General features: G+C 66.3%; 24 protein-coding genes and 1 pseudogene. 5 read left to right on the top strand and 20 right to left on the bottom strand.

All coding sequences use genetic code 11. The features are described 5' to 3' along the window. The 3 genes from ACFDR9_RS18705 to ACFDR9_RS18695 all read right to left on the bottom strand — a co-directional run. Positions 1 to 1,182, bottom strand: a 1,182-nt coding sequence (locus ACFDR9_RS18705; RefSeq protein ID WP_409031968.1) for a 2Fe-2S iron-sulfur cluster-binding protein, incomplete at its 3' end; no start/stop codon positions are given. Beyond that, positions 1,179 to 1,472, bottom strand: coding sequence for a sarcosine oxidase subunit delta (locus ACFDR9_RS18700; protein WP_026132805.1), 294 nt, complete (start codon positions 1,470 to 1,472; stop codon positions 1,179 to 1,181). The genes ACFDR9_RS18700 and ACFDR9_RS18705, both read right to left, overlap by 4 nt. A gap of 28 nt (positions 1,473 to 1,500) precedes the next feature. Next, positions 1,501 to 2,757 carry a sarcosine oxidase subunit beta family protein gene (locus ACFDR9_RS18695; protein WP_409031967.1) on the bottom strand — a complete coding sequence of 419 codons (1,257 nt, stop codon included), beginning with the start codon at positions 2,755 to 2,757 and terminating at the stop codon, positions 1,501 to 1,503. 34 nt (positions 2,758 to 2,791) lie between these two features. Here ACFDR9_RS18695 and ACFDR9_RS18690 point away from each other — a divergent pair, with 34 nt between their 5' ends. After that, positions 2,792 to 3,001, top strand: a complete 210-nt coding sequence (locus ACFDR9_RS18690) for a hypothetical protein (RefSeq protein WP_409031966.1) — start codon at positions 2,792 to 2,794, stop codon at positions 2,999 to 3,001. A gap of 419 nt (positions 3,002 to 3,420) precedes the next feature. Here the strand turns inward: ACFDR9_RS18690 and ACFDR9_RS18685 are convergent, their stop codons facing one another. Both ACFDR9_RS18685 and ACFDR9_RS18680 read right to left on the bottom strand, forming a co-directional pair. Then, positions 3,421 to 4,554 (bottom strand): porin, encoded by a 1,134-nt coding sequence (locus ACFDR9_RS18685; protein ID WP_409031965.1) that lies wholly within the window; start codon positions 4,552 to 4,554, stop codon positions 3,421 to 3,423. Between the two features lie 48 nt (positions 4,555 to 4,602). Continuing rightward, positions 4,603 to 5,493: a glycine betaine ABC transporter substrate-binding protein gene (locus ACFDR9_RS18680; protein ID WP_409031964.1), complete on the bottom strand. Its 891-nt coding sequence runs from the start codon at positions 5,491 to 5,493 to the stop codon at positions 4,603 to 4,605. Positions 5,494 to 5,781: 288 nt separating this feature from the next. Here ACFDR9_RS18680 and ACFDR9_RS18675 point away from each other — a divergent pair, with 288 nt between their 5' ends. Continuing rightward, positions 5,782 to 6,561, top strand: a complete 780-nt coding sequence (locus ACFDR9_RS18675; RefSeq protein ID WP_409031963.1) for a hypothetical protein — start codon at positions 5,782 to 5,784, stop codon at positions 6,559 to 6,561. A 22-nt stretch (positions 6,562 to 6,583) separates the two neighbouring features. Here ACFDR9_RS18675 and ACFDR9_RS18670 read toward each other — a convergent pair whose 3' ends face one another. After that, the gene (locus ACFDR9_RS18670; protein WP_409031962.1) at positions 6,584 to 6,967 is read right to left on the bottom strand and encodes a Fur family transcriptional regulator; all 384 of its coding nucleotides are present in this window, start codon (positions 6,965 to 6,967) and stop codon (positions 6,584 to 6,586) included. 174 nt (positions 6,968 to 7,141) lie between these two features. Here ACFDR9_RS18670 and ACFDR9_RS18665 point away from each other — a divergent pair, with 174 nt between their 5' ends. The 3 genes from ACFDR9_RS18665 to ACFDR9_RS18655 all read left to right on the top strand — a co-directional run bounded on the left by ACFDR9_RS18665 (position 7,142) and on the right by ACFDR9_RS18655 (position 11,680). Beyond that, positions 7,142 to 9,409, top strand: coding sequence for a TonB-dependent receptor (locus tag ACFDR9_RS18665; protein ID WP_409031961.1), 2,268 nt, complete (start codon positions 7,142 to 7,144; stop codon positions 9,407 to 9,409). Positions 9,410 to 9,419: 10 nt separating this feature from the next. Further along, positions 9,420 to 10,631, top strand: coding sequence for a DUF418 domain-containing protein (locus tag ACFDR9_RS18660; protein ID WP_409031960.1), 1,212 nt, complete (start codon positions 9,420 to 9,422; stop codon positions 10,629 to 10,631). Positions 10,632 to 10,828: 197 nt separating this feature from the next. Beyond that, a complete protein-coding gene (locus tag ACFDR9_RS18655; RefSeq protein ID WP_409031959.1) occupies positions 10,829 to 11,680 on the top strand; it encodes a hypothetical protein in 852 nt (283 codons plus the stop codon). Positions 11,681 to 11,712: 32 nt separating this feature from the next. On the opposite strand, the gene ACFDR9_RS18650 is transcribed toward ACFDR9_RS18655, so the two are convergent. The 14 genes and pseudogenes from ACFDR9_RS18650 to ACFDR9_RS18585 all read right to left on the bottom strand — a co-directional run bounded on the left by ACFDR9_RS18650 (position 11,713) and on the right by ACFDR9_RS18585 (position 25,829). Next, complete coding sequence (locus ACFDR9_RS18650; RefSeq protein WP_409031958.1) at positions 11,713 to 13,350, bottom strand: PepSY-associated TM helix domain-containing protein; 1,638 nt, start codon at positions 13,348 to 13,350, stop codon at positions 11,713 to 11,715. Between the two features lie 7 nt (positions 13,351 to 13,357). Then, positions 13,358 to 13,642 (bottom strand): hypothetical protein, encoded by a 285-nt coding sequence (locus ACFDR9_RS18645; protein WP_017876377.1) that lies wholly within the window; start codon positions 13,640 to 13,642, stop codon positions 13,358 to 13,360. 2 nt (positions 13,643 to 13,644) lie between these two features. After that, on the bottom strand, positions 13,645 to 13,920 hold the full coding sequence (locus ACFDR9_RS18640) for a hypothetical protein (protein WP_017876378.1): 276 nt from the start codon (positions 13,918 to 13,920) through the stop codon (positions 13,645 to 13,647). A gap of 177 nt (positions 13,921 to 14,097) precedes the next feature. Then, complete coding sequence (locus tag ACFDR9_RS18635; protein ID WP_409031957.1) at positions 14,098 to 16,557, bottom strand: TonB-dependent siderophore receptor; 2,460 nt, start codon at positions 16,555 to 16,557, stop codon at positions 14,098 to 14,100. Between the two features lie 429 nt (positions 16,558 to 16,986). Then, positions 16,987 to 17,979 (bottom strand): FecR domain-containing protein, encoded by a 993-nt coding sequence (locus ACFDR9_RS18630; protein WP_327075963.1) that lies wholly within the window; start codon positions 17,977 to 17,979, stop codon positions 16,987 to 16,989. Beyond that, the gene (locus ACFDR9_RS18625) at positions 17,976 to 18,509 is read right to left on the bottom strand and encodes a sigma-70 family RNA polymerase sigma factor (protein ID WP_017876382.1); all 534 of its coding nucleotides are present in this window, start codon (positions 18,507 to 18,509) and stop codon (positions 17,976 to 17,978) included. The genes ACFDR9_RS18630 and ACFDR9_RS18625 overlap by 4 nt, the downstream gene beginning before the upstream one ends. A 134-nt stretch (positions 18,510 to 18,643) precedes the next feature. Beyond that, positions 18,644 to 18,976: pseudogene (locus tag ACFDR9_RS18620) on the bottom strand (formyltetrahydrofolate deformylase); the annotation flags it as partial. Positions 18,977 to 19,183: 207 nt separating this feature from the next. Beyond that, a complete protein-coding gene (locus ACFDR9_RS18615; RefSeq protein WP_327075962.1) occupies positions 19,184 to 19,474 on the bottom strand; it encodes a hypothetical protein in 291 nt (96 codons plus the stop codon). Between the two features lie 81 nt (positions 19,475 to 19,555). Continuing rightward, positions 19,556 to 20,428 (bottom strand): formyltetrahydrofolate deformylase, encoded by an 873-nt coding sequence (gene purU / locus ACFDR9_RS18610; protein WP_017876383.1) that lies wholly within the window; start codon positions 20,426 to 20,428, stop codon positions 19,556 to 19,558. Positions 20,429 to 20,574: 146 nt separating this feature from the next. Beyond that, positions 20,575 to 21,111, bottom strand: a complete 537-nt coding sequence (locus ACFDR9_RS18605) for a prolyl-tRNA synthetase associated domain-containing protein (RefSeq protein WP_327075961.1) — start codon at positions 21,109 to 21,111, stop codon at positions 20,575 to 20,577. 36 nt (positions 21,112 to 21,147) lie between these two features. After that, complete coding sequence (betA, locus tag ACFDR9_RS18600; RefSeq protein WP_327075960.1) at positions 21,148 to 22,803, bottom strand: choline dehydrogenase; 1,656 nt, start codon at positions 22,801 to 22,803, stop codon at positions 21,148 to 21,150. Between the two features lie 33 nt (positions 22,804 to 22,836). Then, positions 22,837 to 24,300, bottom strand: coding sequence for a betaine-aldehyde dehydrogenase (gene betB / locus ACFDR9_RS18595; protein ID WP_017876386.1), 1,464 nt, complete (start codon positions 24,298 to 24,300; stop codon positions 22,837 to 22,839). Positions 24,301 to 24,341: 41 nt separating this feature from the next. Continuing rightward, entirely contained in the window at positions 24,342 to 25,169 is an 828-nt protein-coding gene (locus ACFDR9_RS18590) for a TorF family putative porin (protein ID WP_327075959.1), read from the bottom strand. A gap of 180 nt (positions 25,170 to 25,349) precedes the next feature. Further along, positions 25,350 to 25,829, bottom strand: a complete 480-nt coding sequence (locus tag ACFDR9_RS18585; RefSeq protein ID WP_409031956.1) for a YybH family protein — start codon at positions 25,827 to 25,829, stop codon at positions 25,350 to 25,352. Positions 25,830 to 25,900 lie beyond the last annotated feature (71 nt).

The following is a 25,900-nucleotide window of genomic DNA, read 5'->3' as shown; positions in this document are numbered from 1 at the left end:
TCTCCACGTTCTACCACTCCTCCCCTCGCCTTCCCTCCCCCCCCCCCCCCCCCCCCCTCTCCCCCCCCCTCCTCCCCCCCCCCCCCCCCCCCCCCCCAGGGCGCCGCCGCCGCGGGTGTCGGCCAAGGTCACCTGCGCGCCGGCCTGCGCCAGGTCGCGCGCCGCGCCGTAGGCCCAGTCGTTCGAGGTCAGCACCAGCACCTTCTGGCCGGCCCGCACCGCGTAGCGGTTCAAGTAAGTCTGGCCGGCAGACGCCGTCAGCACGCCCGGCAAATCGTTGTTCCCGAACACCAGCGGGCGCTCGATGGCGCCGGTCGCCAGCACCACCTGGGTGGCGCGGATCTTGTGCAGGCGCTGGCGCGGCAGCTCGGCCTTGCGCCGGCCCGGCGCCACGTGGTCCTGGATCAGCTCGACCGCCTGCACCAGCTGCTGGTCATGCAGCGCGAACGCGGTGGTGCGCGCCAGCCGCTTGACGTTCGCCAGGCCGTCGAGTTCGGCCACGCAGGCGCGCAACCAGGTCAGCGCGGCGTAACCGTCGATGCCCAACTCGTGGTCGGTCAGCAGCCAGCCACCCATCTCGGCCTGCTCGTCGACCAGCATCACGCGCAGCCCGGCGCGCGCCGCCAGCAGCGCCGACCAGATGCCGCAGGCGCCGGCGCCGACCACCAGCACGTCGACGTGGTGGTGCAGATGGTCGTAGTGCTCGGGGTCGGATTCGACCGGCGCGCGGCCGTAGCCGGCGGCGCGGCGGATAAGGTCCTCGTACAGCGGCCACATCTTCGCCGGCGCCATGAAGGTCTTGTAATAGAAGCCGGCCGGCATGAAGCGCGCGGCGTGGCCCATGATGCCCTTGGCGTCGAAATTCAGCGAGGGCCAGCCGGTGGTCGAAAACGCCTGCAGGCCGGCGTACAGCTCGACCTGGGTCGCCTTCACGTTCGGCACGGTGGCGGCGCCGCGCTCCAGTTGCACCAGCGCGTTCGGCTCCTCGGCGCCGGCGCCGATAATGCCGCGCGGGCGGCCGTACTTGAAGCTGCGTCCGATCATGCGCACGCCGTTGGCCAGCAGCGCCGAGGCCAGCGTGTCGCCGGCGTAGCCCTGCATCTGCTTGCCGTCGAAGCTGAACGAGAGGGGTGTGGCGCGGTCGATGCGCGCGTTGGGACGGTTGACGCGGTGCGAATTCACGCTTGCTCCTGCAGATAAAGGGGTTTGGCTTCGGCCAGCGTCCAACAGCCGGCGATGTCGTGGGTTACCGTGTGGCGCTTCACCACCACCACCTTGCGGCAGCCGGCCGCGTGCAGCCACTGCTCCCAGTGCCAGCCCTTGGGGTTCTTGCGCATGAAGACGTAATCGCCCCACTCCTCGTCGCTGGCGCTGTCGGGCGCGCCCGGGCGCACGATGAAGGCCTCGCCGGCGTTGGAGAACTCCTCCTCCTCGCGCGCCTCGCCACAGTGTGGACAGTGCAAAATAAACATGGCTACTCCTCTCAGTCTGTTCGTTCTTCTAGTGCGCGACGGCGGCGGCGCCGTGCTCGTCGATCAAATGGCCGGTGTGGAAGCGCTCCAGCGCGAACGGCGCGTTCAGCGGGTGCGGCTGGTCGTGGGCGATGGTGTGGGCGAACACGTGGCCGGAACCGGGCGTGGCCTTGAAGCCGCCGGTGCCCCAGCCGCAGTTGAAGTACAGGCCCTTGACCGGCGACTTGCCGATGATCGGGCAGGCGTCCGGCGAGACGTCGACGATGCCGCCCCACTGGCGGTTCATGCGCACCCGCGAGAACATCGGGAACAGCTGCAGGATGGCGGCGGCGGTGTGCTCGATGACGTGCGGGCTGCCGCGCTGGGCGTAACTGAGGTAGCTGTCGATGCCGGCGCCGATCACCAGCTCGCCCTTGTCGGACTGGCTGACATAGCCGTGCACGGCGTTCGACATCACCACCGTGTCGAGCATCGGCTTGAGCGACTCCGACACGAAGGCCTGCAAGGGGTGGCTTTCCAGCGGCAGGCGGATGCCGGCCATCTTCGCCAGCGTGGTCGAGTGGCCGGAGGCGACGCAGGCGACGCGGTCGGCGCGGATCGCGCCGCGCGAGGTCTGCACGCCGCGGATGCGGCCGGCCTCGATATCCAGGCCGGTCACCTCGCACTGCTCGATGATGTCGACGCCGAGCATGCTGGCGGCGCGGGCGAAGCCCCAGGCCACCGCGTCGTGGCGCGCCACCCCGGCGCGCGCCTGGAAGCTGGCGCCCATGATCGGATAGCGCGCGTTGGCGCTGGTGTCGAGCAGCGGGATGCGGCGCTTGACCTCGTCCGCCGACAGCACCTGGGCGTCGATCTTGTTGAGCAGGTTGGCGTTGACGCGGCGTTCGATGTCGCGCATGTCCTGCAGCGTGTGGCCCAGGTTGAAGACGCCGCGCTGGCTGAACATCACGTTAAAGTTGATTTCCTGCGACAGCGTCTCCCACAGCTTGAGCGAGTGTTCGTACAGGTTCGAGGCCTCGTCGCACAGGTAGTTGGAACGCACGATGGTGGTGTTGCGGGCGGTGTTGCCGCCGCCCAGATAGCCGCGCTCGATGACCGCGATATTCTTGAGCTTGTGCTCCTTGGCCAGGTAGTAGGCGGTGGCCAGCCCGTGCCCGCCGGCCCCTATGATGATGACGTCGTAGGACGGCTTCACTTCCGGGCTGCGCCAGGCCGGCGTCCAGTTCTCGTTCTGTTTGAAACCCTCTTTAATCAGGCGCCACAGTGAATAGGTATCGTTTGCCATTATGCGTTCCCTAGCGTTGAATCGTGACTCCATTATGAAATTTCCGATGGCGACAAAATTGATTGCAAAGGACTACGACTTGTACAAATCCGACACGCGCGATGGCGCCTTGTCGCCGCGGGAAAGCCGCGGCGGCGCGGCGTGCCTCGCGGCGGGGTTTGGCGGACGCGGAGTCAGCCGCGCGGCCGGGGGCGAGCGCAAGCGATTTGCGCCGATACAGGCGGCGCCGTTCCCGGCCCGTTGAGCCATATCACTTTACGAGGTGCCGGAACCTGACAAAATCATCGGAAATGACTACCTCGTTGCGAATGCCGGCGGCGAGTGGACAGGTGGGAAAACTTTCGGAGGGGAAATGGTCTGCTCAAGCCGCGCACCGCGCGTTTCCGTTGTGATTACCACCTTCAATCGCTGTGCCTTATTATGCGTCGCCATCGACAGCGTGCTCGCGCAGGAAAGAGCCAGGGCGCTTACCTGGTACATACCAGCAACGATTACGCCGCCGGCACCATGCGCGCCATCTTGAACGTCGCGCTGCCATCGAGGCTCGCTGTCTTCATCAAAAACAAGGTGATAGGCAGGTTTGTATCGCTTGATTGAGGCCAACGCAAAAAACCCGTCCAGGCTGGAGAGTCCTGGACGGGGCGAGGGAAAGCTCAATCGACACTAAAACGACTGGCGCAGGCCCACCATCACGCCGGTGCGGCGCAGCTTGCTTAGCCGGGGCGAGTCGCCCCACCAGTAATTGACGTCGTCGCGCGCGGCGCCGTCCCTGGCGTCGGTGCGGTCCGCTTCCAGGTAAACGCTGGTGCGCTTGGACAGCGCGTAATTGGCGACCAGCGCGACGATGTCGGCCTTGCCGCGGCCGGCGCCGGTGGCGAAGCCGGTCGCCGCGTTCGAGCCCATGCCGCCGGAGACGTTGCTGGCCGAGCCGGGCGTGACGACGCAGACGCCGGCGCAATCGGACTGGCGGTAGCTGTAATAGCCGCCCGACAGGCTCAGCGCCGGCGTCGCTTGGTAGCTGACGCCGCCAAACGTCATCTTGCGGCTGCGCTCGCTGGCGCCCTCTTCGCGGTTGTGCAGATGGCCCAAGTACAGCTTGGCCGGGCCGATCGCGTAGCCGCCGCCGCCGGTCCAGGTCTTGGCGGTGGTGGCGCCGTCGACCGCCCTGGCCTGTTCATAGGCGCCGCCCAGGTTGAGCGGGCCGGTTACGTAAGCGAGGCTGGCGCCGTAGGTGGCGCCGTTGCGGCCGCTGCCGCCGCGTTCGCCGAAGCCGTAATCGAGCTGCACCGACAAAGCGCCAAACGATTTCGCGTAGACCACGCTGTTATTGATCCGATAGCCCATGAAGAAATTGTCGCCGCCGACGAAAAACGGGTCCGAATAGTAGATGCCGCCGATCGGCTGGTAGTCGAAGGCGACGTTGAGCGCGTTGTACTGGCGGCCGAAGGTCAGGCTGCCGAAGTCGCCGGTCAGGCCGACGTACGCTTGCCGCCCGAACAAGGTGTTGGAGCCGACGTTTTGCTGCTTGCCCTGGCCGGTGTCGATGCCGATGCCCGACTCCAGCTGGAACACCGCGCGCAGATCGCCGCCCAGATCCTCGCTGCCCTTGAAGCCCCACTTGCTGGCGGTCAAGCCGCCCGACACCAGTTCCGTCACGTCCTTGTTATTGCCGTCGATATTGGTGGAATGGCGCACCGCGGCGTCCAGGTTGCCATACACGGTGACGTTGCTGGCGTGGGCGCCGCCAGCGAGCGCCAGCGCGGCGGCCAGCGCAGAGAGTCTACATTTCGGCTTCATCAGGGTTCCTTTATGTACAGAGGCAAAATGGCGTTCACGAACGCCGGCTTACTTCACATCCTTCAGCCATTTTTCCAGCATGTCCGGATGCGACTTGATATAGGCGGTGGCCTCCTTCTCGTAGGACGTGTCCTTGGCGCGCAACATGATTCCCTCCAGGTCGGCCAGCGGAATCTTGAAATTGCTGATGAACGCCGCCGCCTTCGGGAAGTCCTGCTCGAAACCCTTGCGCGCGATCGCGTGGATCGCCTCGGCGCCACCCAGCGCCTGGTTCGGGTCTTGCAGATAACGCAGCTTGTATTTGGAGAACATCCAATGCGGGGTCCAGGTCGTGACGACGATCCACTCCTTGCGCTTGATGGCGCGGTCGAGCGCGATCACCATCGCCGCGTCGGAACCGGTCTGCAGCTTGTAGTTGTCGAGCTTGTAGCTCTTCAGCGCGCCCTCGGACGCCTTCATCAGCCCGGCGCCGGGATCGATGCCCTGCACCTGGTTTTTCAACTGCTTCTGCACCTCGGGCTTGCCCAGGTCGGCAATGCTGTTGAGCTGCGCTTCCGGCACGTAGGCCGGCACCGCCCAGCCCAGCTTGGCGTTGTCGTACAGCACGCCCATGTCGACCAATTCGCCCGACAATTTGTCCCAGTAAGCCTTGTGCGTGGTCGGCAGCCAGGACATCAGCATGACGTCGAGCTGGCCCTTGGCGACGCCCTGGTATTGCAGGCCGATATCGGTCATCACCAGCTCGACCTTGTAACCGAGTTTCTGCTCGATCACCTGCTTGGCGATATTGGTGACCGCTTCCGCGTCCGACCAGGCGGTCCAGCCTATGCGCAGCGCCTTGCCGTCGGCGGCGCCGGCCGCCGGCGCAACCGCGAAGGAAAGGCCGAGCACCAAGGCCGGGCACAGTGTCCGCCATCGTTGATGGCACTTGTTAAACATTTGCTTCCCCTTATCACTACAACCATGAATATCCACCGTTGCCGTCGATGGTGCAAGAGTGTCTTGCGGAAACGATGCAGACCTCCAGAGCATACTGTGGGGGTTTCGGCGGCAGCGCCCCATAAGCGACTTGTATACGATCAAAAACGTCGCCGTGGTTGCCACGCCACAGTGGCATGCACCGCGGCAGTGCGATTCAGGCGTGTGGCTCGGGCGGCACGGTAGAATGCTCTTGCTTGGCGGCATTACGGCCGCCGGGCCGCCGCCCCTTTCACCCCAGAACCCACCATGATTCAACGCCCCGCCCGCCCGCTATTGTCCCGCCTTGCCCTGGCCTGCGGCGTACTCGGCCTGTCGGCGAGCTGCCTGGCGCGCACCGTCAGCGTGTGCATTCCCACCAACCCGTTCCCGCCGCTGACCTTCACCGACCACGACGGCCAGGGCCAATGGCTGGTGCGCAAGGCGCTCGCGCTGCAAGGCGACCAGGTGCAGTTTGCCGTGGTGCCGTGGTTGCGCTGCACCGAGGGGGTGATGGCCGGCGCCTACGACGCGGCCCTGCCGCCGTCGGCCATATACGCGGCGTCAATGGCGTTTCCGATGGGCGAGGGACAGGTCGACACGCAAAAGGCGGTCGGCACCGTCACCATGGTGGTGCTGCGCCGCATCGGCAGCAAAGCCAACTGGGACGGCAAGGCCTTCAGCGCGCTGAGCACGCCCGTGATGTTTAACAAAGGCATCGTCTCGGTGCGGGAAAAGCTGGCGAAGCTGGGCGTGCAGGGCGACGAGGGCGCGCAGGCCAACGAATCGCTGCTGCGCAAGCTGCTGGTCGGCCGCGGCGACCTGCTGGTGATGAACGGCCTGGCCGCCGCCAACGAGCTGGCCAACGGCGACATGGCCGGCGAGCTGGAGCTGCTGCCGGCGCCGTTCCTGTCGTTCACGCTGTACCTGGCGTTCAACCGCGACTTCCAGCAAGCCCACCCGGCCTACGTCAACGCGGTCTGGAGCGAAATCGGCCGCCTGCGCGCGTCGCCGGAATTCATCAAGCTGGCGCCGGCGCTGGCGAAATAGGCGCTAGCCCGCGGCGACCGGCTTACGAGTGTGCGCCGGCGCCACAGTCAGCACATTGCCCATACAGCGTCAATTCGTGTCGCTCGACAGTAAAGCCCTTCGGCGCCAAGCCCGTCATGTTGCCCGGGCAGCCGTCCACATCAAACACCCTCTTACACACGCCGCACTGGAAATGGTGGTGATGCCGGAGTCCGGTCGATTCGTAGCGCGGGCTATCTCCCGGCAGGGCGACGACCTGAATGGCGCCTTCGTCCACCAGCAACTTGATGTTGCGGTACACCGTGGCGATGCCCACAGCGGTCCCGGCGTCTCTCGCACCGTCCAGAATTTCCTGCGGCGAAAGGGGCCTGTGTGCCGCGTCGATGATGGCGGAGATTGCGGTGCGTTGCCGTGTTGATCGTTCCATTGCGCTGGTGTCCCGGTTTTTCAGTCTTTCTAGAAGGTAGTCATGATAGTCGAAGCACCGTCTTCAAGACAGCTCCGGCGTCGTTCTCGGGCGATAAATTGCTGAACAGCTATTTTTTCATGTTACGATAATGAGATACCATTATCATTAAACATGAAACGCTGAAAGAACGCCATGTCTCGCAAACCCGTCCCCGTTACCGTGCTGTCCGCCTTCCGTACATCAACTCCCGCCTTCTCCACTCATCGCCGACGCATTGGCCAGGCCGTCGCCATGGCGTGCATGGCGTCGCCCGCGCTTGTGCTAGCGCAGACCCATGCCGCGGCCCCCGAGGCCGCCCTGCAAACGGTCGTGGTCAGCGCCGACTTGGAGCGCGGCATGACGCAGGACGCGCCGGCCGCGGTCGGCTCGCGGCTCGGCCTGAGCCTGCGCCAGACCCCGGCCTCGGTCGAGGTGATCGGCCAAGACCTGATCCAACAGCGCGGTGCGCGCACCTTGGAAGAGGCGATGCGCGGCGCGGTCGGCATCAGCGTCGGCGGCAGCCCGTCCTCGCCAGGGCTGGCGTCCACGCGTGGATTCAACGGCGGCTTCGTCACTTACCTGTTCGACGGCGTGCGCATTTCCACGCCGACCATGTCGAGCCGGCCGCAAGACAGCTGGAATTACGCGCGCATCGAAGTACTCAAGGGTCCGGCGTCGGTACTGTATGGCGAAGGCGGCATCGGTGGCGCGGTCAATTTTGTCAGCAAACAGCCCGATCGCAGCAACCCCGGCTCGGAAGCCCTGATTTCCTACGGTAGTTTCAACACCTCGCGTGCCGCCATCGGCAACGGCGGCGCACTGGGAGAAACCGCCGCCTATCGCTTCGATCTCAGCCACCAGCAATCCGACGGCCATGTCGATCGCGGTGGCCAGCAACTCGATCACCTGACCACCGGCCTTGCCTTCGAACTGGCGCCGCGTATCAAATTGGACCTGTCGCTCGATTATCTGCGCGACGACGTCGAAGCCTATAACGGCACGCCGCTGGTGAGCGGCGTTTTTGCGGCTGGCAATGCCACCTCGGTAGTGCGCACCAGCGACGGCCGGGTGATCGACCGCCGCATGGCTAAGCGGAATTACAACGTCGCCGACGCTCGCATGGATTCCGACAGCCTGTCGACGCGCGCGCGCCTGAACTGGCAGTTATCCGATGCCTGGATATTGCGCAATGACTTCAGCTATTACAACGCCCACCGCCGCTGGCGCAACGCCGAACAGGCCGTGTTCAACAAGAGTTCCGGCATGATCGATCGCGACCAGGTGGATGTCGGACACGATCATGAAGTCTGGGGCAACCGACTCGATCTGAGCCATGAGGGCAAGGTCGCCGGAATGGGAAACCGTTTTGTCGCCGGGCTGGAATACACCCACACTGATTTTTCGACCGAGCGCCGTTTTTCCAATGGTTTGGTGGCCGCGCCGGTCGATCCATTGAATCCGCTCGTCGGTTTCTACAATAGCGATCCGGCGCTCATGCTTGGCGGCGGCAATCGCACCGACATGACGGCAACGATCCCGGTGACCTCGATGTTTGTCGAAGACGCGCTGAAGCTTAGCGCCCAGTTTACGCTGGTAACCGGCCTGCGCCACGACCGGATTCGTTTAGAGCGCACCATCGCCGACCTCAATACCGGCGCCAACAGCGCATTCACGAAAAACTACAGCGCCAATTCGGTGCGCTTGGGCGCCGTGTACGACCTGTCCAAGGCGACCGCGCTATATGCGCAAATCGCCGACGCGGCGGCGGCGGCAGGCACCTCCAACCTGCTGTTGCTATCGGCGGCGAATGCCAAATATCCGCTGACACGCGGCAGGCAAGTGGAACTGGGCGTCAAGCAAAGCCTGCCGGACGCCCGACTGGAATGGACCGCCGCCGTCTACCAGATCGAGCAAAGCAACATACTCTCGCGCGATGCCGTCATCCCTACTTTGACCGTGAATAATGGCCAAGTTTCGTCACAGGGCATGGAACTTTCCGCAGCGTGGCGCGCCACCCGGCAATTCAGCTTGTCGGGCAACCTCGCCGTCCTCAAAGCGCAATTCGATACCTTGGTAGAGGCGGGAGGCGTATCGCGGATCGGCAATGTCCCGACCAACGTGCCCGAGCGCACCGCCAACCTGTGGGCCGATTACCGCTTTGCCGGCCTGCCCTTGTCGGCCGGTGCCAGTCTCAGTCATGTCGGCGCAATGTACACCGACAACGCCAACACGGTGCGCATCAACGGCTACACCTTGGCCGACGCCTATCTGGGCTATCGCCTGCCCAAGGCACTGGTCACTTTGCGCGTACGCAATCTTGGCGACAAACTGTACGCCACGTGGAGCGGTCCCAGCGCCGCCAACCAGCTGATATTGGGATCGCCTCGCAGCGTCGACCTGACCGTCAAGTTCGACTTCTGAGCAGCGACGCATGCGCGCCACACTCAAGCCAACTCCCGCCGGGCAGCGGATCGACTTGCTCGATTGCGTACGTGGCTTTGCGCTGATCGGTATTTGCGTCGCCAACCTGGTGAGCTTCGCCGGCCTATACGTGATGACGCCGGATCAGCTTAGCGCCCTGCCGTGGCCGGTCGCCGATCGCATCGTGTTGTTCCTGGTCGACTGCTTCGTCGAGGGTAAGTTTTATACACTGTTTTCCGTGCTTTTTGGCATAGGATTTGGTTTGCAGGCAGGCAAGGCAGAACGTTTGTCGGCACCTTTTGCCGGGTTCTGGTGTCGTCGCATGGCCGCCCTGTGTTTGTTCGGGCTGAGTCACCTCTTCCTGATCTGGTATGGCGACATCCTCACGCTATACAGTGTCATGGGCGTGCTCTTGCTGTGTTTTCGCACGCTGAAGTCCCACCATCTGCTGTGGTGGATCGGCGGCTTGTTACTGATGCCGCTGGCGATACAGACCGGGCATTTTTTGACGTCGGAGCAACCGTTCTGGCAATCGTTGGCCCAGTTGCAAACGCAATTGAAGACGCATTGGGGTTTTGCCGGGAGATCGCTGTTCGAGATGCGCAGTTCGAACAATGGCCTGGAAATACTCGCCTCCAACATGGTCAACGCCGTTACGCGCCCGATGAGTTATTTACAGTCCGGACGGCCGTTCCAAGTGCTGGGACAGTTCGTCCTCGGTTTCTGGATAGCGCGCGAGATACTGCCCCGCTTGAACGAGCCGACATTCCTCCGCGCGCGCTCGCCATGGCCGCTTGCCTTGGTCGGCCTGGTGTGTAGCGCGGTCTATGCGGCAATCAAGGCGCACACCCACTCGCCCAGCTCCGAGGGCGCGCTGGGCATGTTTCAGTCGCTGGTGTACCACGCCGGCAGCACCACGCTGGCGCTGTGTTATCTGCTGCTGATCGCGCGTCTGTGGCAGGCGCCCCGCTGGCGCGCGATGGTCGCATGGCTGCTTCCATTGGGGCGTATGCCGCTGACGAATTATCTCTCGCAAAGCGTCATCGCGCTGCTCTTGTTCTATGGTTATGGGCTGGGATGGATGGGCGAATTTCCATTCGCCGCCCTGATTCCACTGACCATGTCGATCATTCTGTTGCAACGCGCGCTGTGCCAATGCTGGCTGCGACATTGGCAGCAAGGCCCGCTGGAACGACTGTGGCGATGGCTCGCCTATCCGTAAGCATCCCAGGTGTGCTTGAGGTCGGACGGCGGGCATGGCACATGGTTGGTCAGCTATCGACCGCAAGCGGACAGCCGAGCTTTGCGCGCCGACTTCCGGCATAGTATTCTGCTTGCCATAGGTCGAAAGTCCGCCGCGCGGGTGCTCTGTACTGCGCCAACGCGTTCCAAACAGGCTGAACAGCCAAAAAAAAAGGCATGACAATGCAAGAATTGAGAGTTCTGAAGGATGCGGCCATGTGCCAGCCAAGTCGCTGGCGCGGCAGCGCAGCCATCGCGGTGCTGTGTTGCCTGGCAATGTCGGGTTGCTCCAACTGGATGAAGGCTGGCATGCTACAGATCCGACCTTTCACGGGATTCAACGATGTTTCGACGGCGTCTTTGGTGCACGTGGATAGCACGGCGTCAGGGCAAACACTGGCTTTGGCGCAACAGCTGCAGCAGGCATATGCCGCAGCACAAACAACAATTGAGCACACACACGGCGCCGGCTTCAAGTCTCCCAACGTATATGTCTGTGCGAGCGAGGCTTGTTATGCCAAATATGTAATGATCGCAGACTCCAGCGCCGAAACTGGACAAGGCGGCAACACTGTCATCCTGAACGCCGTTCGGCTCCTGAAAAACGACAGCGGTCTGCCAATTTTTACGCATGAGTTATCGCACATATTCTGGTTCCAACACGGCCAGCGGTGCGCGCCGCGCTGGTGGCTGGAAGGGATGGCAGTGGCCAGCTCCGGTGGTGGTGCGGAGAAGGTCAGCGACGCGCAGGCGCGACAGTTGCTGCGTGAAGGTCAGGCTTTTCAACCAGCGTTGGACAATGGTTGCTTCAACCCCGCCCAACGCGGCAGCTTAAGCTGGGCAGCCTACTACCGACAAGCAGCGATGTTCGTCAGTTACCTCAGAGAAAGCGCGCCACGCTTTGCACACGCGCTCGAACTCATGCGCCAAGGCGAAAACGTGGGGCTAGCCCTGCAAACCGCGTACGGGCAGCCGGTGGCAGAGCTGTGGGAACAGTGGCGCAAGAAAGAAATGGTGCTGGCTCAATAGACAAGGCTGGAGCGAAGACGGAAAGTACACCGTCACGCTACAAAACGGGGATCAGGTCTCGATATAGCGGTTTCGTTGCCGACCGGCAGCTCCATCGGCGCACCGGCCCAAACGCTGTCGGACGGGCCGGCGGCGGCCCGCCGCGCCGAGGCGCGCGCCATCGACCACAGCGCCAGCGCGCCGGTCGCCGCCACCACGTCGACGCCCAGCGCCGCCGCGCTGCCATGCGCCCACAGGTTAAGCGCGGGAATCGCCCACGCGAGCAGGCTGGTCAGCGGAATCGCCGCGGTGCCGGCCGCCGCCAGCCGCAGCAGGGTCGGCGCGGCGTTGCCGGCGCCGCGCAGGAAGGCCCAGGCCACGCTGGCGACGAAGACGGCGTAGTAAATCCGCCGGTGCCATTCGTCGGGCGCGGCCACCCTGCCCTCCAGCCATTTGGACGCGGCGATCGCCAGCGAAATGCCGGCGACGCAACCGACGGCGACGCCGACCGTGCCGGCCGCCAGCAGGCGCGCCGAGCGTTGCTGGACCACCGGCCCGGCGTTCTTGCGCGCGGCCTTGCGCCGCGTTTCGACCCACAGCAGATTGCCCGAATAGAACAGGAAGGCGCCGGCCAGGCCCAGCAGGAAATAGCTCCAGCGCACCGTCTCGCCGCCGAAACTGCCCAGGTGCAGCGAAAAGAACGCCGATACCGGCGCCGACCAGGTGCCCTGCGCACCGGGGAAGTAGGCGGTGTTGACGATTTCGCCGCTGACCGCGCTCATCACCAGGAAACCTTCGGCGCGCGTCATATAGCGGCCGTCGTGGCCGGCCACGCGCACCTGCGCCCCGGCCGTGCCGGGCGCGCGGTAATGCAGCGCCGCGACCGCGAAACCGGGCGACGCCGCGCCGACCCGCGCCAGCAGCGCGGCGGCCGGCAGCATTGGCGCCCGGCCGCCGTCCGGCGCGATGGCGGAGTACGCGCTGCCGGCCTTCATCATCGGTGCCAGCCCGTCCTTGTAGATAAGCTTGTCCTGGACGTCGTAAAACTGGTCGTGCAGGCCGAACGTCACCGCCGTCAGCGCGATCACCAGGTGGAACGGCAGGCTGGCGATGCCGACGACGTTGTGCGCGTCGAGCCACATGCGCTTCAGGTTGCGCCCTAGCCGCAGCGCGAAAAAGTCCTTCACCAGCGACGGCAGCAGGATGATTACGCCCGACACCAGCGCCACCGCGTACAGCAGGCTGACGACGCCCATCAAGTGCTCGCCCAGCTCCGGGTCGCCGGGAACGCCGCCGGTGCGGTGCAGCGTATCGACGAACTGCGCCAGCCCGGACGGATGCAGGCGTTCAACCCGCAGCGCGCCGTCCGGCCCCAGGTTGGCCGACAGCGGCGCGCGGTCGCCGCGGCCCTTCTGCCAGGTCAGGCGCGCCGGCAGATGCTCGGCCTCGCCCAGGTGCAGCGTGAACTCCTTGCGCGCGTCCGGGCGCGCCGCCAGCGTTTGCGCGATCAAGGCGTCGGCCTGCGCCAGCGTCGGCTTGCTCAAGCGCGTCGGCGCCGAGGCCCAGCGCGCCAGCGGCTCCTCGAACATCGTGATGGCGCCGGCGTAAAACGCGATAAACAGCAACAGGCCGCTGACGATGCCGGTCCAGGTATGCACGGTTTTATACAAACGGATCACTTCAGTACGCATCGACGCCTCAGGAAAGAAAATGGCGGCAGGCGAACAGCCCGCCGAAGGCCAGCGCGTTGGCGCCGCCCAGCCACAGCCAGGCCCGCGCACCGCTGCGGAACAGGAATACGAAACTGAGCACGCTGGCCCAGACCGGCGCCGCCAGCCACATGGTCAGCTGATACTTGTTGGTCGCCGCCGGGCCGCCGGGGCTGAGCCAGGCGAACAGGCCGCACAGCGAGATGGCCAGGCCGAAGCCCAGCACGACGCCGGCGACGCTCTTGCTCCACCAGTCGAGTCGAATGGTCGCCATCGCTAGCGCCCCCTGCGCAGATTGCGCCAGGCGGCCAGGTACGGCAACGCGACCCAGCACAACATGGTCAGCGTCAGCATCGTGAAAATGGCGGTGGCGACGTGCATCAGCCGCAGCCACAGCAGCATCGCGGCCAGGGCCAGCACGGCGCCGGCGAGGCGCCCGGCGAACGCCGGCCAGGGCCGCGCCAGCCACTGCTGGCGCGGCGCCGCCAAATACAGGCACAGCGAGGCGGCGCAGGTGGCCGCCAGCGCCAACCAGACGAACCAAGGATCCATTATTTTTTCTCCAGGAAAAAAGCCAGGCCGCGCGACAGCGCCGGCTCGACGCCGGTGGCCTTGCCGCGCCACCGTGCGGCTCATCAAAACCAGGCTGGGAAAGGCGGCGTTGCCGTCCAGCGCGTACAGCACCGGATAGCCGGCGCCCGGAGGCGGAGGTATCGACGCCGCCATCGCTTAAAAGTCCGTCGCGGCGGCCAGCTTGAAGACGCGCGCCGCGCCCTGCGTGACGAAGCCGTCGTTGAACGAACCGGCCCAGTAGCTCTTGTCGAACAGGTTCTCGACGTTGGCGCGCAGCACCACGTCGCGCCCCATGGCGCGGGCGGCGTAGCGCGCGCCAAGGTCGTAGCGGGTCCAGCTGCCGATCTGCTGGGTGTTCTTGGCGTTGACGAACTGCGCGCCGGTGTAGATCGCGCGGGCGTTCAGCGCCAGCGCCGGCAAGGCCGCCACCTGCCACTCGGCGCCCAGGTTGGCCTTCCATTTCGGCGTGCCGAACGCCGTGTTGCCGTTGTTCGGCTTGCCCTCGCCGAAGGTCAGCTTGCCCTCGGTGTAGGCGAGCCCGCCCTGCAACTGGAGCTGCGCGCCGACCTGGCCGAACGCGCTCCATTCCAGGCCGCGGTTGCGCTGGCCGCCACCGATGCCATACAGCTTGCTCTGCTCGTCGTAGACCACGCCCGGCTTCTTGATCTGGAAGGCGCTGACGGTGTGGGCGAAACGGCCCAGGTCCCATTTGACGCCCGCCTCGACTTGCTTCGCCTTGTACGGCGGGAATTCGAAGCCGTTGTTGTTCGACTGCGGATCGTTCACCTTGCTGCCCTGGCTCAAGCCCTCGATCGCGTTGGCGTACAACGACACCGGCGCGTCCCACGGCTTGAGCACCAGCCCCAGCGCCGGCGTCAGCGCGCTTTTGTCATACTCGAGCCCCTTCACCCCCTTGCCGTCGAACGTGGCCGACTGCACCCGCTGGTGGCGCGCCCCCAGCGTCAGCAGCACCTTGTCGCCGGCGAACGCCAGCGTGTCGGCCAGCGCGACACTGGACAGGGTGGCGTCGCCGCTTTGCAGCGGCGCGCCCGGCGTGGCGGCCAGCAGCGGCGTCACCGGCTGGTAGATGTTCGACTTGTACAACGGGCTGTTCATCACCGTGGCGCGGCCGCCGTCGAGCCGGATCGCGTTGGCGCCGAGCGTCATCTGGTGCTTGACCGGGCCGCTGGAAAAGCGCGCGCGCAGGCCGACCTCGGCCGACACCGTGTCGCTCGAGCCGCGCTGGTTGTAGGTCTGGCCGTCGTAGTCGCCGGCCGCGTTCTTGATGCGCGCGCGCGTGCCGTTGATGTAGCCGGCATAGCGGTAGCGCATCGCGCCCAAGCCGGCGTAGGCGTTCAAGCTGTCGCTGAACTCGTAGTCGGCGTGCAGCAGCGCCGCCTGCGTGTCGAGCTTGCCGAAAATGCCGCGCAGCAGATTGGTGCCCGCCTTCGGCGGCGCGTTCACGCCCGGCCCGGCGAACGTCGCCATCCACGAGCTGCCGTTGGTGATGTGCTCCCCGTCCTTGTAGGCGTCGAGCGACATCCGCAGCTTCTCGCCGCGGTAGTCCAGCGCCACCGAGGCCAGGCTGCGCTCCTTGTTCTGCCCGTCGACGCCGACCTTGCCGTCGCGGTAGGCCGCGTTCACGCGCACGCCGAAGCGCTGGCCTTGGCCGAAACGCTGGCCGACGTCGAGGTGCACGCCGAGTTGCGACTCGCCGCTGAAGTCGGCCGCGACGCGGCGCAGCGGTTTGTCGCCGGCGCGCTTGGGCACCAGGTTGACGACCGCGCCGACCGAGCCCTGCGGCGCCATGCCGCCCAACAGCGCGCCCGGCCCCTTCAGCACCTCGACCCGCTCCAGGAACTCGGTCGGCACGTGGCCCTGCGGCGCCACGCCGTACATGCCGTTGAAGGCCAGGTCTTCGTTGCTGATCTCGAAACCGCGGATGCTGAAGTTCTCGTAGATATGCCCCTCCGACGTGGTCGCGCGGATCGACGGGTCGTTCAGCAGCACCGCCGCCACCGTCGACGCCTGCTGGTCTTCGATCAGCTTGGCGGTGAAACTGGTGGTGTGGAAGGGCGCGTCCATGATGTCGGTGTTACCCAGCACGCCGAGCGCGCTGCCGCGCGCCAGGTGGCCGCCGGCGTAGGCCGCCGGCAGCTCGTCGGGCGAGGCGGCGGCCGTCACCTGGATGGTCCGCAGCACGGTTTCGCCGCTGGCGGCGTCGGCGGCGGCGCTTGTAGGCTGCCCCTTCGGCGCCGCCACCAGCACATAGCCGGCGTCGGTCTTGCCGATGACGAAGGCGCTGCCGCGCAACAGCGCGTTGAAGCCCTCCTCGACGCCGAAGCCGCCCTTCAGCGCTTCGCTGCGCAAGCCTTGCACCTTGTCGGCGTCGAGCGCGACGGCGACCCCGGAGCGCTGGGCGAAACGGTTCAGGGCGGCCGCCAGCGGGCCGGCCGGGATGTCGTACTGGACGACGGCCGCCGCCTGGGTTTGCGCGGCGGCGTGGCCGCCGAGCGCCAGCGCGCCGGCGAAGGCCAGGTGGATGGCCAGGGCCAACGGGATCAGGCGCGCCTTCGGCGCGCTGGCGGCAACTACAGATGCGTGTTTGGACAACATGGTCAGCACATTCCTATCAGATGGGGTACATGCCCTGGACGGGCGTCAAACGGGTGGCACTGGCTAGCACTGGGCGTGCGTCGCGGTCCACTTTCCTTGCTTTCACCTACCTTGACGCGCGAAAACGGAAAACAGGAACCTGCCGATGAAAATATTTTTGGGCGATGGGGAGTGAAGGGAGGGGAATGCTGCTTCGGCGTTGAATGCGTCAAAACCAAGGGCGTAACCCCGGGGTCGGACGCGAATGCCGCTAAGTTGATATTCCGTAGGTCGGATTAGCGACAGCGTAATCCGACGCCGAGCCGCTGCCGACGCCAGTCGGGTTACGCCGTTCCGGCTAACCCGACCTACGAAAATCCTTCACTTAGCGGTATTAGGGTGTGACCCCGGCTCTTTGCCTTTGCTTCTTTTTAGCGTTGCCGGCCGGCGCTAGTCGACCAGCACCAGATACTTGCTTATGGTGCGCACGCGCAGCGTCGGGAAACTGTGCAGCAGCAGTTGCAGCGCGCGGTCGGTGTCGTCCAGCGGCAGCACCGCCGTCACCGTCATGCCGGCCAGGCGCTGGCGGTCGTACTGAATGCGGCCCGGGCGGTGCCGGGCCAGCTCGTCGAGCACCTGCGTCAGCGGCCGCTCCTGCACCACCAACTGGTGCTGGCGCCACGCCTCGGCGACGCTGCCGGCGTCGATCCGCGCCAGTGGCCCGACGCCGTCGGCGCTGATGCGCACCGCCTCGCCGGCGCTGACGACGACGCCGTCGCCGGGCCGCCGGGCCGCCTGCACCGAGGTGCGAGACTCCAGCATCGTCAGCTCGGTGGCGGCGCCGTCGCGCCGCACCACGAAGCGCGTGCCCAGCGCGCGGATGCTGGCGTGCGCCGTTTCGACGACGAACGGCCGGCCAGCCTCGCGCGCCACCTCGACCAGCACCTCGCCGCGCACCAGTTCGAGCGCGCGGCGGCGCCGGTCGAAGCGCAGGTTGACGGCGCTGGCGCTGTTGAGGGTAATGCGGCTGCCGTCGGCCAACTGGTGGCTGCGCCACTCGCCGGTGGCGCTGCGCAGGTCGGCCGCCAGATAGGCCGTCGGGTAGCTTTGCATGGTCAGCCAGGCCGGCCCGGCCAGCAACAGCGCCAGCGCCAGCGCGGCGCCCAGGCGCTTGCCGCGGCCGACCTTGGCGCGCGCGCCGAACTGCGCGTTCAGCGCGGCGCGCGCCGGCCGGCTGTCGTGACCGGCGCCGCCCAGCCCGCGCATCTGGCCCAGCAGGCCCTCCAGGCGTGCGGCCGCCGTGGCGTGGCGCGCGTCGGCCCGCTTCCACGCGGCGAAGCCGGCGGCGGCGGCGGCGCGCTCGGCCGGGTCGTCAGCCGTCAGCCGCACGATCCACTCGGCGGCCTGTTCGGCGACGCCGTCGGCCGGCCGGGCGCCGCTCACGCGCCCTCCCCGGCGAGCGCCTGGTGGCAACGCAGGAGCGCCTGCACCAGGTACTTTTGCACCATCTTGGTCGACACGCCGAGCTGGACGGCGACGGCGGCATGGGTTTGCCCGTCCAGGTAATGCAGCATGAAGGCCTGGCGCGCCTTGGCCGACACGCCCCGCAGCGCCGCGCCGATCTGCTCAAGCGCCTGCAAGGCGATGAGGATCTCCTCGGGCGACGGAAAACCGGCGTTGGCGTCGGCGGTGGCGGCCAGTTCGGCCAGGTAGGCTTGTTCGATCAACTGGCGCCTGGCGCGGTCGAGCATCAAGCGCTTGGCGGTGGTGGTGAGGAAGGCGCGCGGCGCGCGTACGCCCAGCAGCGCGTCGCGCGAGGCGACAATGCGCACAAAGGTATCCTGCGCCAGATCGGCGGCGTGGTGCGGGCAGCCGAGCTTCTTGCGCAGCCAGCCGTACAACCAGCCGTGGTGGCTGCTATACAACTGTTGCAGCTCCTGTTGAAGCGCGCACTGCGCGACCGCGATGGACATGACCGTTTTCCCCGCCGGGCGCCGGGCGCCTGTGAATATGCAAATAAGAATGATTCGCATTCTACAGCGATGTTGACGCTTACGCAAGAAGCCGGCAATGTTGTCTACGACAATAAACAGCGGACCCGGAACGATCAGTGCAGCACCACGGTGCGGTTGCCGTTCAGGAAGACGCGCCGCTCGATCTGCAGCTTCAGCGCGCGCGACAGCGCCAGGCATTCCATGTCGCGCCCGGTCGCCAGCAACTGGTCCGGCTCGCAGCTATGCTCGACCCGCTCGACCACCTGTTCGATGATCGGGCCTTCGTCCAGTTCGGTCGACAGGATCCGCATGTAGCGCGCCAGCACCACCAGCTCGGCCTCGCTGTGGGCGATGATGTCCAGCGGGCGCGCCTCCTGCGCCGGCTTGGTTTGCGGCGTCATCGGCAGGTGGTGGAAGCTTGCTGCGCCAGTACATGCCCAAGGTTGCGACCTGTCGATCGACTCCCAAGACGAGCTTGATGCCATTGCTCTGTCGCTTAGTCCCCGCCCACGGGCGCTTTGGATTTGAATCGCCACTTGTCGTTTATGCTTAGCACATCGAGTTACTACAACATCCTGCGGACACTGTGAATTTAGCGATGTACTCGCGAATTGCTCTTCGGTCTTCCTGCGCCGGCCGAGTCCACAGCAACTTCACAAGTCAGTGCCGGCCATCCTGCGCCGTGTCTCTGCGCGCCAGGCGGCAGCCTCCGCTTCGACGTCTTCCTCCGGGATCAGATCGCCGGCATTGGCAGCGTCGATGCCAATTTGCACCTCGCGTCTAAACCACGAATCATGGCCGGGCGCTTCCTGTTGCTGCTTAACGAAGTCGCTCATGAAGTCCCGCAGCAACTGGGCAGCGCTGCGATCGCCGGTCTTCGCCGCCGTCGCGAATTGCTCCTTGAGCGACTCATCGACGCGAAAGGTGAATGTCGTCTCGCTCATGTTGCGCTCCGTGCATTACAAAGTACCTCGATTGTAGCCTAAGGCGTCCAGCCAGCGCTTGATGCCAGCGGATTGACACACTTAATGCAGCACCACGGTGCGGTTGCCGTTCAGGAAGACGCGCCGCTCGATCTGCAGCTTCAGCGCGCGCGACAACGCCAGGCATTCCATGTCGCGCCCGGTCGCCAGCAACTGGTCCGGCTCGCAGCTGTGGTCGACCCGCTCGACCACCTGTTCGATGATCGGGCCTTCGTCCAGGTCGGTCGTCACGTAGTGGGCGGTCGCGCCGATCAGCTTGACGCCGCGCTCGTAGGCCTGGTGGTAGGGCTTGGCGCCCTTGAAGCCCGGCAGGAAGGAGTGGTGGATGTTGATCGCCCGTCCGCTCAGGCTGGCGGCCAGTTCGGTCGACAGGATCTGCATGTAGCGCGCCAGCACCACCAGCTCGGCCTCGCTGTGGGCGATGATGTCCAGCAGACGCGCCTCCTGCGCCGGCTTGGTTTGCGGGGTCATCGGCAGGTGGTGGAAGGGCAAGCCGTGCGCCGCCGCCAGCGGCGCCAGGTCGGCGTGGTTCGAGACGATGGCGGCGATGTCCATTTTTAGCTCGCCGATGCGCCAGCGGTAGACCAGGTCGTTGAGGCAGTGGTCCAGGCGCGACACCATGATCAGCACGCGCGGCTTGGCGGCGGCGTCGCGCATGTCCCAGGCCATGCCGAAGCGCTCGCTGATGGCGCTGAAGTCGCTGCGCATCAGCGCCAGCGGCGGCGTGCTGCCGGCCGCCGCGTGGAATACGCAGCGGGCGAAAAAGCGCTGGTTCAGTTTGTCGTCGAAGACCGCGATCTCGTCGATGTAGCAGCCGCGCGCCTCAAGGAAGCCGGCCACCGCCGCCACTTGGCCGGGGGCGCTGGCGCAGGACAGCGTCAGGATGTATTTTGGTGCGGTGAAGATGGCGTCCATCGTGGGTGCTCCTGGTGAAATGGTGGGGCTGGGCGATGTCTGCCCTGGGTTTGCATGCACTTGGGTGCCGTCATCGCCAACATTGTCGGCTTACGCGCGCGGTGCGCGCTAAGCCGAGCTACGAAATCGGCCAACTGGGCCTGCGGTTAAGGGATGCGCATCACTTGCGCCGTGCGCCCGAGGTGCGCCAGGAAGCCTTCCAGCGCGGCGTGCGACAGCGATACCGTGGCGGTGTTGCGCAGCGGGTGGGCCTGGATGCGCGCGGCCCGCCAGATGCTGTCGTCGATGATCAGTTGCACCGTCTGCCGCGGGTCGTTGACGACGGCGAACACGCTGACCGCGCCCGGCGTGATGCCCAGGTGGCGCAGCAGGCGTTCGGGCGAACCCATGCTCAGTTTCGACACCGACAGCGCCTGCGCCAGCGCCGCCAGGTCGACGCGGCGCTCGTGCGGCAGCACCAGCAGGAAGTGGCGCAGGCCCTTGCCGTCGCGCAGGAAGACGTTCTTGCTCATCGCGCCGTCCAGCACCGGCCCCAGCGCGAGCGCCTCGGCGATGGTGTAGACCGGCGCGTGTTCGACCACGTGGTGCTCCAGGCCCAGCCGGTCCAGCAGCGCCAGCAGCGCCGCCGGCGCCACCGCGGCGGCGCTTTCGATCTCGCTATCGTCGATTGCTTCTTGTTGCATGCTATTCCTCGGTGATGGGTCGGTCGGGCGCGGCGCTCAGCGCTGCCGCGCCGGGTAGTCGGGCGCCTCGTAGACCGGCACGCGTGCGCTGGGCAGCGGCGCCCTGCCGCGTATCAAATCGGCGATTTTCTCGGCCATCATGATGGTCGGCGCGTTCAGGTTGCCGCTGACGACGTTGGGCATGATCGAGGCGTCGACCACGCGCAGGCCGCGCACGCCGTGGACCCGGCCGGCGCCGTCCACCACCGCCATCGGGTCGCTGCCCATGCGGCAGCTGCAGGACGGGTGCAGCGCGCTTTCGGCGTTGGCGCGGATGAAGGCGTCGATCTCGGCGTCGCTCTGGGCCGCCACGCCGGGCGCCAGTTCGCCGTTGCGGAACGGTTCGAACGCCGCCTGCGCGAAGATCTCGCGGGTCAGGCGCACGCCGGCGCGCATTTCCTTGCGGTCCTGCTCGGTCTGCATGTAGTTGAACAGGATGCGCGGCGCCGCCTTCGGGTCGGCCGAGCGCAGCGTGATGGCGCCGCGGCTGGTCGGGCGCATCGGCCCGACGTGGGCCTGGAAGCCGTGTTCGGAGGCCGGCGAGGCGCCGTCGTAGCTGACCGCCATCGGCAGGAAATGGTATTGCAGGTCGGGGTGGCGCACCCCGGGCGCGCTGCGGATAAAGCCGCCGGCCTCGAAATGGTTGGTCGCCCCCAGCCCGGTTTGCGTCAGCAGCCACTGCGTGCCGATGCGCAGCTTGGCCAGCGGGTTTTGCGCGCTGTACAGGGTGATCGGCTGCTTGCTGCGGTACTGGATGTAGGCTTCGATATGGTCTTGCAGGTTCTTGCCGACGCCGGGCAGGTCGACCCGCGCCGGGATGCCCAGCGCGGCCAGTTCGGCGGCCGGGCCTATTCCGGAGAGCATCAGCACCTGCGGCGAATTGATCGCGCCGCCGGACAAGATGACCTCGCGGGCGGCGTGGGCGCGCCGCAAGCGGCCGCCCTGGGTGTACTCGACGCCGATCGCCCGTTCGCCGTCGAACAGCACGCGCGTCACCAGCGCCCGCGTTTCCACCGCCAGGTTGGCGCGCTTGGCGGCCGGGCGCAGGTAGGCCATGGCCGTGCTCCAGCGCCGCCCCTTGTAGACCGTCATGTCCATCGGCCCCAGGCCCTCCTGCTGGTAGCCGTTCATGTCGGCGGTGTACGGATAGCCGGCCTGCTGCCCGGCCTCGATGAAGGCGCGGTACAAAGGGTTCTTGCAGGCGCCGGTCGACACCTTCAGCGGGCCGTCGCCGCCGCGGTAGTCGTCGCCGCCCTTCAGGCGCGTTTCGGCCTTGCGGAAGTACGGCAGGCAGTCGAAGTAGGACCAGTGCTCCAGCCCCGGCAGCGCGCCCCAGGCGTCGTAGTCGTAGGCGTGGCCGCGGATGTAGACCATGCCGTTGATCGACGAGGAGCCGCCCAGCACGCGCCCGCGCGGGCAGTGCATCTTGCGCCGGTTCATGAAGGGTTCCGCCTCGGTGTCGTAGAACCAGTTGAACTTGTCGTTCGCCAGCGGATAGGCGAACGCCGACGGCATGTGGATGAAAATGCTGCGGTCGGCCGGCCCCGCCTCCAGCACCAGCACGCGCACGTCGGCGTCCTCGGTGAGGCGGTTGGCCAGCACGCAGCCGGCCGATCCGGCGCCGACAATGATGTAATCGTATTCTTCGCGCATACTGTTCTCTTGGCTCGATAGTCTTTGGTTTGATTACTCGTACGGACAGGCGACCTCGCCCAGCTCCACGTAGACGCTTCTGAGCTGGGTGTAGTGGTCGATCGTCACCAGGCTGTTTTCGTGGCCGATGCCGGACTCGCGGATGCCGCCGAAGGGCATTTCGACCGGCGTGATGTTGTAGTTGTTGATCCAGCACACGCCCGCCTTCAGGCGTCCGGCGACGCGGTGGCCGCGCGCCAGGTCGCGCGTGAAGACGCCGGCGGCCAGGCCGAAGCGGGTGCCGTTGGCGCGTTGCACCGCCTCGTCCTCGCCCTCGAAGCGCAGCACCGACATCACCGGCCCGAAAATCTCCTCGCGCACGATGGTCATGTCGTCGCCGCAGTCGGCGAAGATGGTCGGTTCGACGAAATTGCCGCCGCCGGTGCCCTCCCCGGCGGCGCGTTTGCCGCCGATCAGCAGGCGCGCGCCCTGCTCGACGCCGCTGGCGATGTAACCCAACACGCGCTCCGTGTGGCCGGCCGAGATCAGCGCGCCGACCTGCGTGTCCGGCCGCATCGGGTCGCCCACGCGCAGCTTGGCGGTGCGCTCGACCAGCCGCGCCAGGAAGGCGTCGTAAATATCGCCGTGGACGAAGACGCGGGTGCAGTTGGTGCAAATTTCGCCCTGGGTGTAGAAATTGCCGAGCATCGCCGCCGAGACGGCCTGCTCCAGGTCGGCGTCGGCAAACACCAGCATGGCCGACTTGCCGCCCAATTCCATCGTCACGCGCTTGAGCGTGCCGGCGGCCGCGGCCATGATGGCCTTGCCGGTGTCGACCGCGCCGGTCAGCGAAACCTTCGCCACGTCGGGATGCGCCACCAGCAGCCGGCCGGTGCGGGCGTCGCCCTGCAGCACGTTGAAGACGCCGTCCGGCACCCCGGCCTCGGTGTAGATTTCGGCCAGCTTGGCCGCCGTCAGCGGACTTAGTTCGGACGGTTTGAAGATCATCGCGTTGCCGCAGGCCAGGGCCGGGGCCGACTTCCAGCAGGCGATTTGCAGCGGGTAGTTCCAGGCGCCGATGCCGACGCAGATGCCGAGCGGTTCGCGCACGGTGTAGGCGAAGGCGTTTTTCAGGCCGTAGTGGTGGCCGTGGACGCTGGCGGCCAGGCCGGCGAAGTATTCAATGCAGTCGGCGCCGCTGGCGACGTCGACCACTTCGGCCTCCTGGATGGGCTTGCCGTTGTCGCGCACCTCCAGTTCGGCCAGCTCGCGGTTGCGCGAGCGCAGGATCTGCGCGGCGCGCAGCAGAATGCGGCCGCGCTCGGCGCCGCTCATCGCCGACCACACCAACAGGCCGGCCTGGGCGCTCTCGATGGCTAGCGCCACTTCGGGCTCCAGCGCCACCTCGACTTCGCACAGCAGCGCGCCGGTGGCGGGATTGAGGTTGGCGAAGCGCGCGGCGCCGGCGCCGGGACGGTAGGCGCCGTTGATGTAGCTGGCTAAAACGGATTGCGTCACGGGTAGTCCTTTCAACGGGATGGATGCGGCGGCGGCGCCGCTTAAAACGCCTTGTTCAGCGAGACGACCAGGCTGCCGGCGGCCGGGTTGGAGGTCTCGACCACGCCGGCGGAATTGGCCACGCCGGTGCCGAAGGCATCATACACATTGGTCGCCCCCTTGGCCTTGGTGTAGAAGACCGCGCCGGTCCAGCCGCCGGCGAAGCTTTTGCTGACGCCGGCCTTGTAGTCGCGCCAGTTCCAGATGTCGTTGCCGGCGCCGGCGACGCGGCCGTCGCCGACGTGCAGGTTCAGCGTGAAGCCGCCGCCCAGGTCGTAGTTGGCGCCGACGTCGAGGTAGCCGGTGCCGCGCGCGTTGGTGATGCCGAAGAAGTCTTTGGTGTAGGTGTAGTTGTATTTGGCGTACAGGAACTTCCAGGTCAGGCCGAGCGACAGTTCGCCGTAATCGTACTTGGTGCTGCTGGCCTTGTATTCGGCGCCCGGATACAGGTAGTAGAACACGGTGGCGCTGTAGCCGAGGTCGCCGGCGCTGCCGGCATAGGCGCCGTACAGGTCCCATTCGAGCGTGCCGTTTTCGATATAGCGGTTGCTGACGTTGGAGAGCCAGGTGCCGGCCGAGAAGCCGCTGGCGTGGACGTAGTCGAAGCCGCCCTGCAGCGCCGGTTTGCCCCAGGTCTGGCGGAAGCCGCGCGAGATGTACTGGCTGGCCAGCGTGACGTTGGCGCTGACCGGCCAGGCCGACGACGCCGGCGGCGGAAAGGCTAAGGCGCCGGCGTCGGGCGCGGCGGCGTCGGCGGAGTCGGCCTGCGCGCTCAGCGCGCAGGCGGCCAGGCACAGGGCCGAGGCGAGTTGGATGGCTGGGTGTTTCATAGTATTCTGATCCTCTGATGTGTGGTGGATTCTCTGTTCGCACGCCGCTACGCAGGGCGGTGTCGTAGGTCGGATTAGCGTAGCGTCATCCGACAATGTTGGCCGAAGCGAGACGCGCCGCTCCTGGCCGACGTTGTCGGGTGACGCCCCTTGGGCTAACCCGACCTGCAAAACCTGTTCTTATCCCGGGAAGCCGAAGAAGCGCGCCATGCGCCAGCTGCCGTCGTCGTGGCGCCGGTAGACTTCGAGCAGGCGCATCTTGACGCTGGTGGCGCGCCCGCCGGCCGCCGTGCGGGTATAGCTGCGGGTCGAGCGCACCATCGCCATGTCGCCCGAGCCGACCAGTTCCTCGATATCGTTGCTCCAGACGTCGACCGTGTCGGCCCCGGCGGCGCCGGCAAAGCTCAACTTGACGCTGCGCTCGAACGCGTCGGCGTCGTAGTCGGCCGGCGCGCCCTGGAACGCGCCCTGCAGGTCGCTCATCACGTAGCCGCTGATGGCGTTCGGCTGGCGCGCCGACAACGCCGCCATCCACTGGTCAATCGCCGCCCGCAACTGGTAGGTGTCGCTGGTCGACAGCGGGCTCTCGTTGACGGCCTCGGGCGCCGCCGTCGGCGCGGGGGGGGGGGGGGGGGCGGCCCCCCAGCCCGTCCACAGCACCACCACGCCTCACCCACCAACTCTGCTGTCCTTCCCTTTACATCCTCCCTAGTTTGGGCGTGAAGAAAAAG

This window comes from Janthinobacterium sp. CG_23.3 (genome assembly GCF_046115965.1).
In the GTDB taxonomy this organism is placed as follows: Bacteria; Pseudomonadota; Gammaproteobacteria; order Burkholderiales; family Burkholderiaceae_D; genus Janthinobacterium.
Note: the sequence above shows the minus strand (reverse complement) of the source record. Positions and strands in the feature narration are given on the sequence as shown.